The 14,646-nt window shown below is 67.3% G+C and carries 15 protein-coding genes; 10 read left to right on the forward strand and 5 right to left on the reverse strand.

Annotation, left to right across the window (positions count from 1 at the left end):
* Positions 1 to 16: 16 nt before the first annotated feature.
* From SMD14_RS07260 to SMD14_RS07270, 3 genes are all read right to left on the reverse strand, one after another.
* A complete protein-coding gene (locus tag SMD14_RS07260) occupies positions 17 to 1,060 on the reverse strand; it encodes an aminoglycoside phosphotransferase family protein (protein WP_321215846.1) in 1,044 nt (347 codons plus the stop codon).
* A gap of 49 nt (positions 1,061 to 1,109) precedes the next feature.
* A complete protein-coding gene (locus tag SMD14_RS07265) occupies positions 1,110 to 1,877 on the reverse strand; it encodes a VIT family protein (protein WP_231754787.1) in 768 nt (255 codons plus the stop codon).
* Between the two features lie 135 nt (positions 1,878 to 2,012).
* Entirely contained in the window at positions 2,013 to 3,134 is a 1,122-nt protein-coding gene (locus SMD14_RS07270; protein WP_321215847.1) for a DUF4439 domain-containing protein, read from the reverse strand.
* A gap of 134 nt (positions 3,135 to 3,268) precedes the next feature.
* On the opposite strand from SMD14_RS07270, the gene rimP reads away from it, so the two are divergent.
* From rimP to rbfA, 5 genes are all read left to right on the forward strand, one after another.
* Positions 3,269 to 3,883, forward strand: coding sequence for a ribosome maturation factor RimP (gene rimP / locus SMD14_RS07275; RefSeq protein WP_321215848.1), 615 nt, complete (start codon positions 3,269 to 3,271; stop codon positions 3,881 to 3,883).
* A complete protein-coding gene (gene nusA, locus SMD14_RS07280; RefSeq protein ID WP_104997387.1) occupies positions 3,883 to 4,863 on the forward strand; it encodes a transcription termination factor NusA in 981 nt (326 codons plus the stop codon). The genes rimP and nusA overlap by 1 nt, the downstream gene beginning before the upstream one ends.
* A gap of 164 nt (positions 4,864 to 5,027) precedes the next feature.
* Positions 5,028 to 5,384 carry a YlxR family protein gene (locus tag SMD14_RS07285; protein ID WP_321215849.1) on the forward strand — a complete coding sequence of 119 codons (357 nt, stop codon included), beginning with the start codon at positions 5,028 to 5,030 and terminating at the stop codon, positions 5,382 to 5,384.
* Between the two features lie 152 nt (positions 5,385 to 5,536).
* Positions 5,537 to 8,452: a translation initiation factor IF-2 gene (gene infB, locus SMD14_RS07290; RefSeq protein ID WP_321215850.1), complete on the forward strand. Its 2,916-nt coding sequence runs from the start codon at positions 5,537 to 5,539 to the stop codon at positions 8,450 to 8,452.
* Between the two features lie 151 nt (positions 8,453 to 8,603).
* On the forward strand, positions 8,604 to 9,113 hold the full coding sequence (gene rbfA, locus SMD14_RS07295) for a 30S ribosome-binding factor RbfA (RefSeq protein WP_157238601.1): 510 nt from the start codon (positions 8,604 to 8,606) through the stop codon (positions 9,111 to 9,113).
* A gap of 77 nt (positions 9,114 to 9,190) precedes the next feature.
* Here the strand turns inward: rbfA and SMD14_RS07300 are convergent, their stop codons facing one another.
* Positions 9,191 to 10,324 (reverse strand): ScyD/ScyE family protein, encoded by a 1,134-nt coding sequence (locus tag SMD14_RS07300; protein ID WP_321215851.1) that lies wholly within the window; start codon positions 10,322 to 10,324, stop codon positions 9,191 to 9,193.
* 179 nt (positions 10,325 to 10,503) lie between these two features.
* On the opposite strand from SMD14_RS07300, the gene SMD14_RS07305 reads away from it, so the two are divergent.
* Together SMD14_RS07305 and trxA are read left to right on the forward strand one after the other, a co-directional pair.
* Positions 10,504 to 10,989 carry a nucleoside deaminase gene (locus SMD14_RS07305; RefSeq protein ID WP_321215852.1) on the forward strand — a complete coding sequence of 162 codons (486 nt, stop codon included), beginning with the start codon at positions 10,504 to 10,506 and terminating at the stop codon, positions 10,987 to 10,989.
* 2 nt (positions 10,990 to 10,991) lie between these two features.
* Positions 10,992 to 11,429 (forward strand): thioredoxin, encoded by a 438-nt coding sequence (trxA, locus tag SMD14_RS07310; protein WP_157238598.1) that lies wholly within the window; start codon positions 10,992 to 10,994, stop codon positions 11,427 to 11,429.
* Between the two features lie 14 nt (positions 11,430 to 11,443).
* Here the strand turns inward: trxA and SMD14_RS07315 are convergent, their stop codons facing one another.
* A complete protein-coding gene (locus SMD14_RS07315) occupies positions 11,444 to 12,601 on the reverse strand; it encodes a pyridoxal phosphate-dependent aminotransferase (RefSeq protein WP_197432391.1) in 1,158 nt (385 codons plus the stop codon).
* An 88-nt stretch (positions 12,602 to 12,689) separates the two neighbouring features.
* Between SMD14_RS07315 and truB the strand changes: the two genes are divergently transcribed.
* The 3 genes from truB to SMD14_RS07330 are packed head-to-tail and all read left to right on the forward strand — an operon-like array spanning position 12,690 to position 14,471.
* Positions 12,690 to 13,628 (forward strand): tRNA pseudouridine(55) synthase TruB, encoded by a 939-nt coding sequence (gene truB, locus SMD14_RS07320; protein WP_321215853.1) that lies wholly within the window; start codon positions 12,690 to 12,692, stop codon positions 13,626 to 13,628.
* Positions 13,629 to 13,630: 2 nt separating this feature from the next.
* Entirely contained in the window at positions 13,631 to 13,984 is a 354-nt protein-coding gene (locus tag SMD14_RS07325; protein ID WP_321215854.1) for a hypothetical protein, read from the forward strand.
* A 19-nt stretch (positions 13,985 to 14,003) separates the two neighbouring features.
* On the forward strand, positions 14,004 to 14,471 hold the full coding sequence (locus SMD14_RS07330) for a hypothetical protein (RefSeq protein ID WP_321215855.1): 468 nt from the start codon (positions 14,004 to 14,006) through the stop codon (positions 14,469 to 14,471).
* Positions 14,472 to 14,646: the final 175 nt, after the last annotated feature.

Here is a 14,646-nt window from a genome sequence, read left to right on the forward strand (position 1 = left end):
CCGGGAACGTCCCCGGTCAGCTTGGACCCGGGGCCTGGCCGGGCTCCGGCAAGGCGTGGGCCGGTGGCAGTCCTTCCAGGGTGCGCCCGGCGAGGGTGCTGGCAACCCAGAGGGACCTCGCCAGGTCGCCGCGATAGCCAGGCTTTCCGGCGTACCCCAGCGCGTTGGCCACTTCCCTGGCCACGGCCCATTGCCGGGCCGCATCGGGGTCCAGGCCGGCTGCGGCACTGAAGTCCGCGCAGCGTTGACGCAGGCCGGCCTCGGGCTGGTTCAGCGGCAGGTCCGGCAGGCGGTTCCACAACAGCGGGGCCACGCCGAACTCCGGTTCACCGATCATGGGCTGGGGGTCAATGGCTGCGAAGCCGCCCGGCGTCGGTTTTCCGCCTGTTCCGCGCGTGCCCGGCCTGGCCAGGATGTTGAGGTAGTGCAGGTCAGTATGGACCAAGACGTCCCGCGCCGTGCGGCGGCCCACCGCCCCGCGCGTCTGGCAGACCTCCAGCGCCGCTTCCAGCAGCCAGCGCGGAAAAGGGCGTCCCAGCTGGTCCCAATCCGCAGGCAGGTCATCGCTCCACTGTTCGGCACGAGCGGCGATGTGCTCGAATTCCCGCCACTGCGGCCGGTCGTCCGGAACAATGCTCAACTGGCGGACCAGTCCACCCCACACCGCCGCGGCGTCAGCCATTGGCAGGTCGCTGAGCGGGCGCCCGGCGTCGAGCCTTTCGAGGAGCATGGAACACGTGCCTGCATCCGACGCCAACAGCGCGACGGCGCCCCGCCCGTTCCACAGTTCCAGCGCATGCCGCTCCGCCCGCGCTTCGTCGTGGGGGAAGGCGATCTTGAGGGCAGCGGGGGAGCCGTCCTCCCGGACCACCGGAATGACGATCGCACCATGGCCGTTCCAGGGCGCGACGCCGGGACCAAGGCCGGAGGCAAGGCGCCACCGGGCAAGCAGGCTTTCGGCGGTGCCGGGCAAGGAAGCCAGCCAGGCTCGGCCTTCCGGGGTGCCGCCGTAGCGCGCGGCAAGGTCCGGAGGGATGGGGAGTACCGCTGGCTGGCTCATCAGTCCCAGCCTAAGGGCTACGGCCGTGCTGCCCCGGGGGATGCAGGCCCTACACCACGCCCGTGGCGCCGAGCAGGCTGCCGATGCTGAACGTGGCGGCGAGGGCCAGGGCGCCGCCCACCACCACCCGGACCGCGGCCCTGGATTTGGAACCGCCGCCGATCCACGCGCCCAGTGCTCCTGTCAGGGCCAGGGCCACCAGGACCGCAGCAAAGGTCAAGGGAACACGGATTTCCGGCGGCGGAAGAAGGATTGCCAGCATCGGGAGGACCGCGCCGATGATAAAGGCCACGGCCGAAGCGAAGGCCGCGTGCCAGGGGCTCACGATGTCTGTCTCGTCGATGTTGAGCTCGGCGGTGAGGTGCGCGGCCAGGGCATCATGGGCCGTGAGTTCTTGGGCCACCTTGCCGGCTGTTTCGGGGCTGAGGCCCTTGGCAAGGTAGATGGCGGTGAGTTCCGCCAGCTCCTCCTCCGGTTGCTCGGCCAGCTCCCGGCGTTCCTTCTCTATCAGGGCTTTTTGGCTGTCGCTCTGGCTGCTCACAGATACGTACTCGCCCAGCGCCATGGACACCGCTCCGCCCACCAGTCCCGCGGCCCCCGCGGCGAGGATGGGACCGGACTCGGCGGTGGCCCCTGCCACGCCAACCACGATGGCCGCCACCGAGACGATGCCGTCGTTGGCGCCCAGGACGCCCGCCCGCAGCCAGTTCAGCCGCTGGGCGGTGTCGTTGCCGTGCGGTTCAGTCTCCAGATGGCGGCGAAGTTCCGGGCTCCCGGCGTCCGCTGCACCCTGTTCGGCCGGTTCGTATGCGTCCATGCTCTTCAGCAAACCATTAGAAGTCTTCCGGGGCCACCCTGCCCTGGCAGGAAAGACGCCGCCCGGAGCGGGTTCGTCGGAGTGGGGGTGGGTGCCGTAATGATGGGAGAAGAAGTGCTGCCGCGCCCCCGGAGCTCATGGTCCTGTCGGCGCAGTGGCGGAACTGGCGGGAAGGTCCGGCAGCTGGTCCTGGTCGAGGACGACGCCGGGAACCGGCCCCGGGTCGCCGCCCCAATGGCCAGCCCGGCGTGCCGCGGACTGAAGGGCGGAGATGGCCCACTCCCGCGTGCCGCCGTCGGCAAGGGCAATGACGTCCCCGAAGGCAGGCAGCGACCCCAGCTCCAGGCGGGCAAGCCCGGCAGCCGGGGCGGCAAGGAAATCCGGGTCCAGAACGTAGCCGGGCTGCTGCGCCTGTGCGGCACTGCATGCTGCCCGGGTGTGCGCCGTCGCTTCGGCGGCAAGGTCTTCATGCTCGGCGAGGAACGCTCCCGCCGCGCCGGCGTCCTTGGCCGCCAGGCGGGGGAGGGCCGCCTGGTAGGCGTAGACGCTCTGCTGTTCGGCGGCCAGGGCTGCTGAAAGCGCACTGGCCGCAGCTGCAGGCGTCCCTGCGCCGGTTGTTTCCTGTCCAGCAGATGCAGGCGCCGCGGGCGTGGGAGGGCCCTCTGGCGCCGGAGGAAGTGACGGGCAGGCGGATCCCGCGGGGGACGAGGTTGGTGTGGCTGCGGGGGTCCCTGCGGCTGCGTGCGGCAGTGTTTCCACGGCGATGCCGCCGGCCGCGGCCACATCCTCGGCGGCAAGCAGCTGGGCGGTGCCGGCGCCGGCCAGCAGCCGTGCCATCCCGCCGTCTGCCTTTGCTGCGTCAGCAAGGCGCTGTACTCCGCTGGCCGAGAGCGCGGAAGCCAGCCCTGCAAGGCCGGGAAGCGGCGTCGTGGGAAGCGCCGTCGGCTGTTGGGGGAGAGGGGAGGAATCCGACGGCGAAAGGAGGGTGCGCGCCTGCAGCGTCAGCAATGTCACAGCCGCGTCCACGGCGGCCGTTTTTCCGGCAGTATCCGGGGCGCCGCCGGCTGCGGTCGCGGCAGACAGCAGCCCGGCGGCAGTCCGCAGCTCCAGCGCATCATCCAGCGCGGCCATCCTCGCCTGCTCGGAGAACGGCGGATCCGCGGGCGGCGGCGGTTCCGCGGGGATCAGGGCGAATCCGAGGCTGAGGACAAGGAAGGCCGTGAACGAAACAACGGCGTACCGGAAATAGCGCTGCACTGGGCGGTTTTCCCGATTGTCGTCTTTCACAACAGACCATGGTGTCACGCCGGCTGGGAATCTCCGTCCCGCCGGACCGGTAAAATAGCTACGCTAGTACACACAACATCATCTATAGGGAGGCGGCGGGCATCGTGAGCAATTCAGAAGCCACGGCTTCATCGGACCTGACCGGAACGGGTAAGGCTGATGCCGCACCCGCAAACAACCCCGAAGCTGCCCGCCTCCGCGCGCTCCTTGAACCAGCGGTGCAGGCGAACCGCCTGTACCTGGAGGATGTGGCCATCCTGGCGGGTTCCCACCGGGTGGTCCACGTCGTCGTGGACCTGCCGCAGGAGGAATCCGGCGGCGTCGGCCTTGATGTCATTGCCGACATCTCGAGAGTCCTGTCCGACGTCCTGGACAACGATCCCGCCGACGACGGCCGGCCCTACGATCTCGAGGTTTCCTCGCCCGGCGTGGGGCGCCCCCTGACCGAACCGCGCCACTGGCACCGCGCGAAGGGCCGCATGGTCAAGGTCAATGTTGTCCAGGGGGACAACGTCACCGGCCGCATCCAGTCAGTGGATGACGGGGGAGTGACGATCATCCCGGAGATCGCTGTGAAGAAGGGCATGAAGCCCAAGCAGGGCGATCCCATCAAGCTTCCTTTCGACAGGATCCGCAACGGAAAAGTCGAGATCGAATTCAGCCACCTCTCTGAGGACGGTCTGGAACCTGAACACAATGGACCTTCTGAGGAGGCCTGATGGATATTGACATGAGCGCACTGAGACTTCTGGAGCGTGAGCGTGAAATTCCGCTGGACCTCCTGATCCCCACCATTGAGCAAGCGCTCCTGGTGGCCTACCACAAGTCGCCCGGCGCTTTCGAAAAGGCCCGTGCCGAACTGGACCGCAAGAGCGGCCACGTGACCATCTGGGCTGTGGAGATTGACGACGACGGCGCCCCCATTGGTGAGTTCGAGCACACCCCTGAGGGGTTCGGCCGGATCGCTGCCAGCACCGCGCGCCAGATCATCCTGCAGCGCCTGCGTGACGTTGAGGACGACAACGTTCTGGGCGAATTCAAGGGCCGAGAAGGCGAGCTGGTGTCCGGCACCATCCAGCAGGGCAACAACCCCCACATGATCCAGGTCAACCTGGGCTCCGTCGAAGCGCTGCTGCCGCCGCCCGAGCAGGTTCCCGGGGAGAAATACATCCACGGCAACCGGCTGCGCGCTTTGGTCATTGACGTCCACCGTGGTTCAAAGGGCCCGTCCGTCACCCTGTCCAGGTCCCACCCCGGCCTGGTCCGCAAGCTCTTTGAACTGGAAGTGCCGGAGATCGCAGACCGCTCCGTCGAGATCGTGGCACTGGCCCGGGAAGCCGGCCACCGTACCAAGATCGCGGTCAAGGCAAACGTTCCCGGCATCAACGCCAAGGGTGCCTGCATCGGCGAGATGGGGTCGCGTGTCCGCGCCGTCATGAACGAGCTCAACGACGAAAAGATCGACATCGTCGATTTCAGCGAGAATCCGGCTACCTTCATTGCCAGCGCGCTGTCGCCGTCGCGAGTGAATTCCGTCACCATCACCGATGAGGCCACCCGGTCCGCCCGCGTGGTGGTTCCGGACTACCAGCTCTCCCTGGCAATCGGCAAAGAGGGCCAGAACGCGCGGCTGGCGGCCAAGCTCACCGGCTGGCGGATTGACATCGTGTCCGACGCCGCCCAGGCCCGGGACAACTAAGCGGCCTCCCGCCGTCCTCCCGCGCCGGAAACGCCCCCGCAGTTTCGGGCAGAACGGCCGGGAGGGGCTAGAATAGTAAAGACCGCGCCTAACGGCCGGCAGTCGTGCGCCTTGGGCGTGCCCGTTTCGCTCACCGCGGAGTGGGCCGTCTGCGGCCAGCAAGTATGAACGTCAGGAAGATGACCGTGCCAGTAGCAAGCGGGAATCAGCCGGAGCGTACCTGCATCGGATGCCGAAAGAAGGGGCTGCGGTCTGAGTTACTCCGGCTCGTCGCCGAAGGCAGCGGTTCAACCGCTGTCCTGGTGGATGAACGACGCCGGATGGCTGGCCGGGGTGCATGGCTGCATCCCAGCGAATCGTGCCTGGCTCTGGCCATCAAGCGGCGTGCATTCGGACGTGCCCTGGGGGGCGCGGCCGGTACCGCCGCCGTCGAACGCCGGATCAAGTCAGGCGCGTACGTTGCAGGCGCTCCGGTAACTGCAACACCAACCGTCCAACCTGAAAGCGGGTCAGAAATCTGATGGAAACCCGATGAGTTCCCAGCGATGAGTGCGTAACGATGACAACTTTGTTGCGCTCTGCAATGGGCCCTGCTGCAGTAATCGCGGCTTGGGCCCGCAGTAAGAAGTAGACGGTTCGTGCCTGGCTCGGTGCGGACCGAGACAGGAGAAATGTGGCCAAGGTCCGCGTACACGAGCTCGCAAAAGAGCTCGGTATTACTTCCAAAGATGCAGTGACAAAACTGCAGGAACTGGGCGAATTTGTTCGCTCCGCCTCTTCCACCATTGAGGCCCCCGTTGTGCGGAAGCTGCGCAACGCCTTCCCGGACGCCGCCCCCAAGGCAGCAGCTCCGGCAACAGCCCCCAAGGCTCCCGCCCCGGCGGCAGAAGCACGCCCCTCAACCCCCGCTCCCGGACCGGCCGCCCCCAAGGCTCCCGCTCCGCAGGCGCAGGCACCGGCCCCCGCCGCTCCGGCAGCACCGGCACAGGCGGCTGCTCCGGCAGCACCCGCTGCCAGCGCACCGGCTGCTCCGGCCGCCCCTGCCCAGGCCGCTCCGACCACCGGGGCAAAGCCCGGCGCCCGGCCGGCACCCAAAGCCGAAACGCCTGCTGCACCCACCCGCTCCGGCGGATCAGGGCAGGGCAGCTCGGCACCACGTCCCGGCGGTCCCCGTCCGGGCAACAACCCCTTCGCTACGTCCCAGGGCATGCCCCGCGGCCGTGGCGGCGACGGCGAGCGTGCTCCCCGTCCCGGCAACAACCCGTTTGCCACCTCCCAGGGCATGCCCCGTCCGGGTGGAAGCCGTACTGACGGCGACCGTCCCGGTGGTCCGCGCCCCGCAGCAGGCGCAGGCGGTCCCCGTCCGGGCGGCCCCCGCCCCGCGGCAGGTGCAGGTGGCCCCCGTCCCGCAGCAGGTGCAGGCGGTCCCCGTCCGGGTGCACCGCGGCCAGGTGGTGCCGGTGGAAACCGTCCCACCCCGGGCATGATGCCCAACCGTACTGAACGCCCGGCTCCGGCCGGTGCGGGACGTCCCGGTGCCGGCGGCCGTGGTCCCGGACGCCCGGGCGGCGCTCCAGGAACCGGTGGTCCCGGTGGCGGCGGCGGTGCTCCCGCCGGCGGTGGCTTCGGCAAGGGCGGACGCGGCCGCGGCGGTACCCAGGGTGCCTTCGGCAAGGGCGGCGCCGGACGTGGCAAGCAGCGCAAGTCGAAGCGTGCAAAGCGCCAGGAACTTGAGCAGATGAGTGCCCCGTCGCTGGGTGGCGTGAGCGTACCCCGCGGCGACGGCAACACTGTGATCCGGCTGCGCCGCGGCTCGTCCATCACGGACTTCGCCGACAAGATCGAGGCAAACCCCGCCGCGCTGGTGACTGTCCTCTTCCACCTCGGTGAAATGGCCACGGCCACGCAGTCGCTGGATGAAGAGACCTTTGCCCTGCTGGGCGAGGAGCTGGGCTACAAGCTCCAGGTTGTGTCTCCGGAAGACGAGGAGCGCGAGCTGCTGTCCGGGTTCGACATCGACTTCGATGCCGAGCTCGAAGCCGAAGGCGACGAAGAACTTGAGGCCCGTCCTCCGGTTGTCACCGTCATGGGCCACGTGGACCACGGTAAAACCCGCCTGCTCGATGCCATCCGCAAGTCCGACGTCATGGCCGGCGAGCACGGTGGAATCACCCAGCACATCGGTGCCTACCAGGTCACGCACAACCATGAAGGCGACGACCGGAAGATCACCTTCATCGATACCCCGGGCCACGAGGCGTTCACCGCCATGCGTGCCCGTGGTGCGAAGGTCACCGATATCGCCATCCTGGTGGTCGCAGCGGACGACGGCGTTATGCCGCAGACCGTTGAAGCCCTCAACCACGCACAGGCGGCCAACGTGCCGATCGTTGTGGCCGTGAACAAGATCGACAAGGAAGGCGCCAACCCGGACAAGGTCCGCGGCCAGCTGACCGAGTACGGCCTGGTTCCGGAAGAGTACGGTGGCGACACCATGTTCGTGGAGGTCTCTGCCCGCCAGAACCTCAACATCGACGAGCTGCTCGAGGCCGTCCTGCTCACCGCGGACGCTGCCCTGGACATGCGCGCCAACCCGAACAAGGACGCCCGCGGTATCGCGATCGAAGCCAACCTGGACAAGGGCCGCGGTGCGGTTGCCACCGTCCTGGTGCAGTCCGGTACCTTGCGCGTCGGCGACACCATCGTTGCAGGCACGGCCCACGGCCGCGTCCGCGCAATGTTCGACGACGACGGCAGCGCCCTGACCGAGGCCGGCCCGTCCCGCCCCGTCCAGGTGCTGGGTCTGTCAAACGTCCCGCGTGCAGGCGACACCTTCTTCGTGACCGCTGACGAGCGCACCGCCCGCCAGATCGCCGAGAAGCGCGAAGCCGCGGACCGCAACGCCGCACTGGCCAAGCGCCGCAAGCGCATCAGCCTGGAAGACTTCGACCAGGCCGTCGCCGAAGGCAAGATCGACACCCTCAACCTCATCCTCAAGGGTGACGTGTCCGGTGCCGTGGAAGCCCTCGAAGACGCCCTGCTCAAGATCGACGTCGGCGAAGGCGTGCAGCTGCGCGTCATCCACCGCGGTGTTGGTGCCATCACGCAGAACGACGTCAACCTGGCAACAGTGGACAGCGCCGTCATCATCGGCTTCAACGTCAAGCCTGCCGAGCGCGTTGCCGAACTGGCAGACCGCGAAGGCGTGGACATGCGCTTCTACTCCGTCATCTACTCCGCAATTGATGACATCGAGATGGCGCTCAAGGGCATGCTCAAGCCGGAATACGAAGAATTCCAGCTGGGTACCGCCGAGGTCCGCGAAGTCTTCCGCTCCTCCAAGTTCGGAAACATTGCAGGCTCGATCGTCCGCTCCGGCATCATCCGCCGTAACAGCAAGGCACGCATCAGCCGCGACGGCAAGATCATCGGTGACAACCTCACCGTTGAGACGCTCAAGCGCTTCAAGGACGACGCCACCGAGGTCCGCACGGACTTCGAGTGTGGTATCGGCCTTGGGTCGTACAACGACATCAACGAAGGTGACATCATCGAAACCTTCGAGATGCGTGAGAAGCCGCGCGTTTAGGCTGTTCCAGCCTTAAAAGGGTGCGGGGCCGCCGGAAAAAATCCCAACGGGGGTCCGTCTTTGGCCCGCCTAGAGTGCGTGGCATCAATCGAACGTGGGTACGTCAGCTGCAACACGCCGTCGTACGTTCCAAAATTTTTAGGAGTTGTTCATGGCTGATCCGGCACGTGCTGCCAAGTTGGCGCAGCGGATTAAGGTTGTTGTTGCTGAGGCCCTGGGCCGGAAGGTTAAGGATCCTCGGCTGGAGGGCATTACCGTCACTGATGCCCGGGTGACCAATGATCTGCAGCATGCCACTGTGTATTACACCGTCTTTGGCGACCAGGCTGTCCAGGCTGACGCCGCCAAGGGACTGGAGAAGGCCAAGGGGGTGCTTCGGCAGGAGGTTGGCCGGAACATTACCGTCCGGCTGACTCCCAGCCTCGAATTCGTCGCCGACCAGATTCCCGTGGTTGCCTCCAACCTGGAGGAACTGCTGCGGGAGGCCAAGAAGCGTGACGCCGAGGTGGCCGCGCTTGCCGCCCAGGCAAAGCACGCGGGCGACGCCGACCCCTACAAGAGTGACGCTTCCGCTGATGTGGACATCGACGAGGACGACTTCGACGAAGAGGACCTTGACCTCGGGGACGACGAGGAACTCGACGAAGACGGCCACAAGTAACCGTTGAGCGCAGCAGAAGGCCCGGACCGCTATGTGTGGTCCGGGCCTTCTGCTTCCCAGAAGATCTCTATCGCCCGCTAGCGGAGGTCGGCCTCGATGACCTTCCCGGCCGGCGGCCCTGCGGGCGCCCCGCCGGGACCGTGCGGGGGTCCCGCCAATGCGTTCACCGTGGCGTACAGCGTGCCCCCGCGGATCTCGACGTCCGCCGGTGATTCGACTGCGAGGAACTCGGTACGGTGTCCCTTCGATGCGATGAACCTCAGGACCTGGTTGCCGAAAAGCGATGCAACGTACACGTCGCCGTTATTCGCCACTGCCAGGCCCGTGGGGCTGAGGATGTAGTCGACCCAGAGCTTCGTCTGGCCGGTCCAGGGATTGACCTTGAAGATCGCGCCGCGGTCACCAAGCGAGGGGACCTCCGGGCCGCCGGGCAGGGACGACACGTACAGCCAGCCGTCCGGACCCATTTCCACATCCGTGGGAACAGGCTCGAATGCATACTCGAACCCTGCGCAGCCAGGCGCCCCCAGCGTGGCCGCAGCTTCCGCCGTGAGCACTGCGGGCCGCGGCGGCAGGACCGCCAGTGTGGTGATGTCGCCGGAGCTGATGTTGACCTTGAGGATTGCGTTCGCTCCGGCATCTGCCACGTACGCCGTGTTGGCCTGCACGTAGGTGGCGTACGGATTTGAGTCCAGGGCGCCTGTGTACTGGGGCGGCGGGGCATCCGGGATGCCTGCGGCTTCCTCAAGGCACTGGCCGCTTGTGCCGGAGGCGAAACCGTAATGCTGGCCGGCGTCCGGGTTGATGGTCCGCTCGTATTCAGCGAGGTCCGCTATCGTATCGGCCTCGCCTCCGGGGCGGATCGATTTCAGGTACCCGCCCAACGCCGCCGGCACACCTTGGCCCGCCCCCTTGGCTTCAAGGAAGAAGGCCGTGGCGCCACGTGTTTCCACCCCGGCCACGCCCCAGCCTTCCGGAGCCTGGTAAACGGCATCGACAGTCCTGTCACGGTCCACGCGGCTCAGCGTCCCCGCGAAGTCCTGGGTGACGTAGACCGACTTGTTTGTTCCCACGGCCAGATGCAGGGGCGAAACGAGGCCGTCGGCCAGGACGTCCTGGTCCTGGGCTTCGTCGCGGGCCCAGGACGGAGCTGCCGGTGCGATGACGGCTGCAGCCGCCACGCAGGCGATGATGGTTAGCCTTCTCGTCATTGGGTACTCCGGGGTTGGCGCCCAAAAGTGGGCCGGGATATGAAGCCTCACGGGAGGAAATGATTCAGGGACCCCTGGCCGCCAGAGTATGCCCCGACCGCCGGTTTGTCGCCGCGATTTCCCCCTATTCCGCCCCCTATTTCGTCCCCTAACGCCAACCCCTTGGCTAGGATCAAGCTATGACCGAGCCGAATGACACTGACCACACCGCAAGGTACTTGGAGCAGGCCGTGGAACTGGCCACCAGGAACGTCGGCGAAGGAGGCGGACCGTTCGGAGCGATTGTTGTGACGGCGGACGGGCGGGTGCACGAAGGCGTTAATCGCGTCACCCGCGACAACGATCCCACCGCCCACGCCGAAGTGGTGGCCATTCGGGCGGCAGCAACGGCGATAGCCAACTATGACCTGCAGGGAGCGGTCCTCTATGCAAGCTGCGAACCGTGCCCGCTCTGCCTTGCCTCCGCGCTCTGGGCCCGGATCGACCGCGTCCATTTCGCCGCAGACCGCCATGGCGCGGCCGCGGCCGGTTTCGACGACGCCGTCTTCTACGAGTACTTCGACGGGACCCGGCCGGAACTGTTGCCCGTCACCCGAAGCGACATCCCGTCGTCGGACGCGCCGTTCCAGGCGTGGGGCGCGTTTGAAGACAAAAAGGAGTATTAGGAATGGAAGCTGCGCTCACTGCCTGCCCGGCCTGCGGCAAGACCAACCGGGTCCCGGCGCAGGCGGCCGGCCGGCCGCGGTGCGGCAACTGCAAAGCTGACCTGCCCTGGATTGTGGACGCGGGGGACGCGGACTTTTCCGCCGTCGCCGAGCAATCGCCGGTTCCGGTGCTGGTGGACTTCTGGGCGGCCTGGTGCGGTCCCTGCCGGATGGTCAGCCCCGTGCTGGACAAGCTGGCCAGGGAACGGCCGGGCCGGATCAAGCTCGTCAAGGTGGACGTCGACAAGTCGCCGGGCCTGTCCCGGAGGTTCGACGTGCAGGCCATTCCCACGCTGATGGTCCTGGTGGACGGCAAGGTGGCAGCGCGCCAGGCCGGGGCTGCTCCCGCGGAGGCTTTGCGGACGTGGCTGGACCGGGCCCTGTCCGGAAGCCGGAGCTAGCCGGACCGGCCCCTTCAGCCGTGACGGCCGGGCAGCCGGTTCAGGCCCTCTACGAGGTCATCCTGCTTTCCGCACAGCGCAACCCGGACCCAGCCCTCGCCGATGGAACCGAATGCAGTCCCCGGCGCCACGGCAACGCCGGAATCCGCAAGGAAGCGGCGCACCCAGCTGCGGACGTCCCCGCCGCTGGCGTGGGAAACATCCGCCCACAAATAGAAGGCTCCCTGCGCCTTCAGGTAGGGGATTCCCTTGGCATCGAGGACGGCGGATGCGGCGTCCCGGTTTGCCCGATAGTGCCGGTGCGCGTGCTGGACGTAGTCCTGCGGTCCGGTCAGGGCGGCGAGCGCGGCGTACTGGGACGGTGACGCGACGCAGGAGACGATCGACTCCATCACGTTGTCCATCTCCTGCTTGATCCCGGGCGGGCAAATCAGCGCCCCGATCCGCAGCCCGGTGAGCCCGTACGTCTTGGACAGGGTCAGCGAAGTGAAGACCCGGGCATCTTCCGGCGTATCGCCGTCGAACCTGGCAGGGCTGATGTGCGGCACATCGTAGGTGAACGCCTCGTAGCATTCATCAGAGATGACCCACAGATCGTGCCGGCGGGCCAGGTCCATCAGGTCGCGGGTGAGGTCCTCAGCCAGCACGGCGCCGAGCGGGTTGGAAGGAGAGTTCAGGACCAGCACCCGTGTCCGGCCGGTCACCAGCGCCTCGATATCGCCGGGCCTGGGCTGGAAGCCGTGGTCCGGGTACAACGGATAACCCACCGGAACAGCGTTCAGCAGGCGGCTGGTCATGGCAAACGTGGGATAGCCAGGGTTGGGGACCAGGATTTCGTCACCGGGGGAGAGCAGCAGGCTCATGGCAAAGTGCAGGCCCTGCTGCGCCCCGTCCACCACATACACCCGGTCCGCGGCAATGTCGCAGCCCTGCTGCTCCCGGAACCGGGCCGCGAACGCCTCGCGCAGCCCCGGGATGCCCGCGTTAGGGGTGTAGTTGGTCTCGTCCCTGTCCAGGCACGCCATGCCTGCATCCAGGACGTGCCGGGGGAGCGGAAAGCCGGGTTCGCCGATGCTGAGCACCAGGGCGCCGGGAGTCCGCCACGCGGCTTCGGTGATCTCGCGGATCTGGTTGACGGGCACGTCGCGGACATGGGCGGCAAGCTCAGGCATGCCTGCCATCCTAGTGCCGCTGCAGGGCGCTGCAGGTTGCTGCAAGGCGTGCGCCGGGGCATCAACCAGCGCCGATATACTGGGAGGCGTGCTTTCTGGACTGGTGATAGTGGACAAGCCGCAGGGATGGACCAGCCATGACGTGGTTGGCCGGATGCGGCGCCTCGCAGGTACCCGGAAAGTAGGGCACGCCGGAACCCTCGACCCCATGGCCACGGGCGTCCTGGTGGTGGGCATCAACAAGGCCACCCGGCTGCTCACCTACATCGTGGGCACCTCCAAGACCTACACCGCCACCATCCGGCTGGGCCAGACCACCGTCACGGACGACGCCGAAGGCGAAGTTACTGCCACGGCAGGCACTTCGGGGGTCAGTGAGCAGGCAATCCACGACGGCGTCGCCGCGCTCACAGGCGACATCCAGCAGGTGCCCAGCAGTGTCAGCGCCATCAAGGTCAACGGTGAACGCGCCTACGCCCGGGTGCGCGCGGGTGAGGATGTGAAGCTTGCCGCCCGCCCCGTCACCATCCACCGCTTCGAGGTGCACGGCATCCGGCGGGACCCGGAAGCGGACGTCATGGACCTGGACGTCACCGTGGAGTGCTCCTCCGGAACCTATATCCGCGCCCTCGCCCGTGACCTGGGCAAGGCGCTGGGAGTGGGCGGGCACCTGACCGCGCTCCGCAGGACCCACGTGGGCCCGTACTCCCTGGAGCAGGCGCGCACGCTCGAGCAGCTCGCCGAGGAACTCAACGTCCTGGAAATGTCGCAGGCTGCCCGGGCACTGATGCCCAACCGTGAGCTGACCGCGGAGGAAGCCACCGAGATCTCCTTCGGCCGGAGGATCGCGGCCGGCGCCGCCCCGGGCAGTCCCGCGGCGGCCACCGCCGACCACCCGGCCGCCGCCTTCGCACCGGACGGGAGCCTGGTGGCACTGCTTGCCGATGCCGGCAGCTTCGCCAAGCCCGTGCTGGTGTTTGCCCCGGGCAACGGCAGCTCCGCAACCCGCACCCCCGGTGAAGGCTGAGCGTGGACGCCTATTTCTACATCATCCTGGTGGTCGGGCTCCTGTCCACGGGCGTGTGCCTCACGGCAGGAATCCTCAAGAAGGCGCCGAACGACGTCACTATCCTGTCCGTGGCGGCGGTGGAGGTCTCCCTCCTGGTCTACCTGGTGGGCTCGATCATCCGGGTCATCGCCGGCGAACCCATCGCCGGCGAGGCATGGGAATTCTGGGGGTACCTGGTCACGGCCATGCTCCTGCCGCCGGCTGCCGTCTACTGGTCCATCCTGGAGCGGACCAGATGGAGTAACTTTGTCCTGGCCGCCGTCGGCGTCACCGCACTGGTGATGGCGGCCCGCATGAACCAGATCTGGTACTGAAGTGGAAGAAGCACACAACGTGAAAGACCAGCAGGCAACAAGCGCCGCCGGAGGGCACACCCCGGGCAACAGCCAAGCCGGCGTCAACAGCCGCAATACCGGCCCGGGGCGGCTGCTCATCGCCGTGTACGCCGTCTTTGCCATCTCGGCGTCCGCCCGTGCCGGCTACCAGATCCTCACCAAGTTCTCAGAGGCTCCGCTCGCTTACCTGCTGTCCGCCTTCGCGGCCCTCGTGTACGTGGTGGCCACCGTGTCGCTGGCCAAAGCCGGCACCACCTGGTTCAAGGTTTCGGTTGCCGCGGTGCTGGTTGAACTGGTGGGCGTGCTGGTGGTGGGCGCCCTGAGCCTCTTCGACCCCGTCCAGTTCCCGCACGAGACGGTCTGGTCGCTGTTCGGCCGGGGCTACGCCTTCATTCCGTTGCTGCTGCCCGTCCTGGGCCTGGTATGGCTGTACCGGCGGCGCCCGGGTGCACGGGCCGCTGCCTGAGGCACGCTTTCCACCAGGCCGCGGCCGCGAAAGGCGCCTGAAACTTCGTCCGGAAACCTCGTCAAGAACCCTTGTCCGGACACATGAAGTCTGCTTCACTATTTCGTATGGAGGGGAGTATCCCCGAATGCTTCGTCGTCAGTCCGGCCGCCCCTGAGCGGCCCGGTGAAGCAGG

Source organism: Pseudarthrobacter oxydans, assembly GCF_034258515.1.
In the GTDB taxonomy this organism is placed as follows: Bacteria; Actinomycetota; Actinomycetes; order Actinomycetales; family Micrococcaceae; genus Arthrobacter.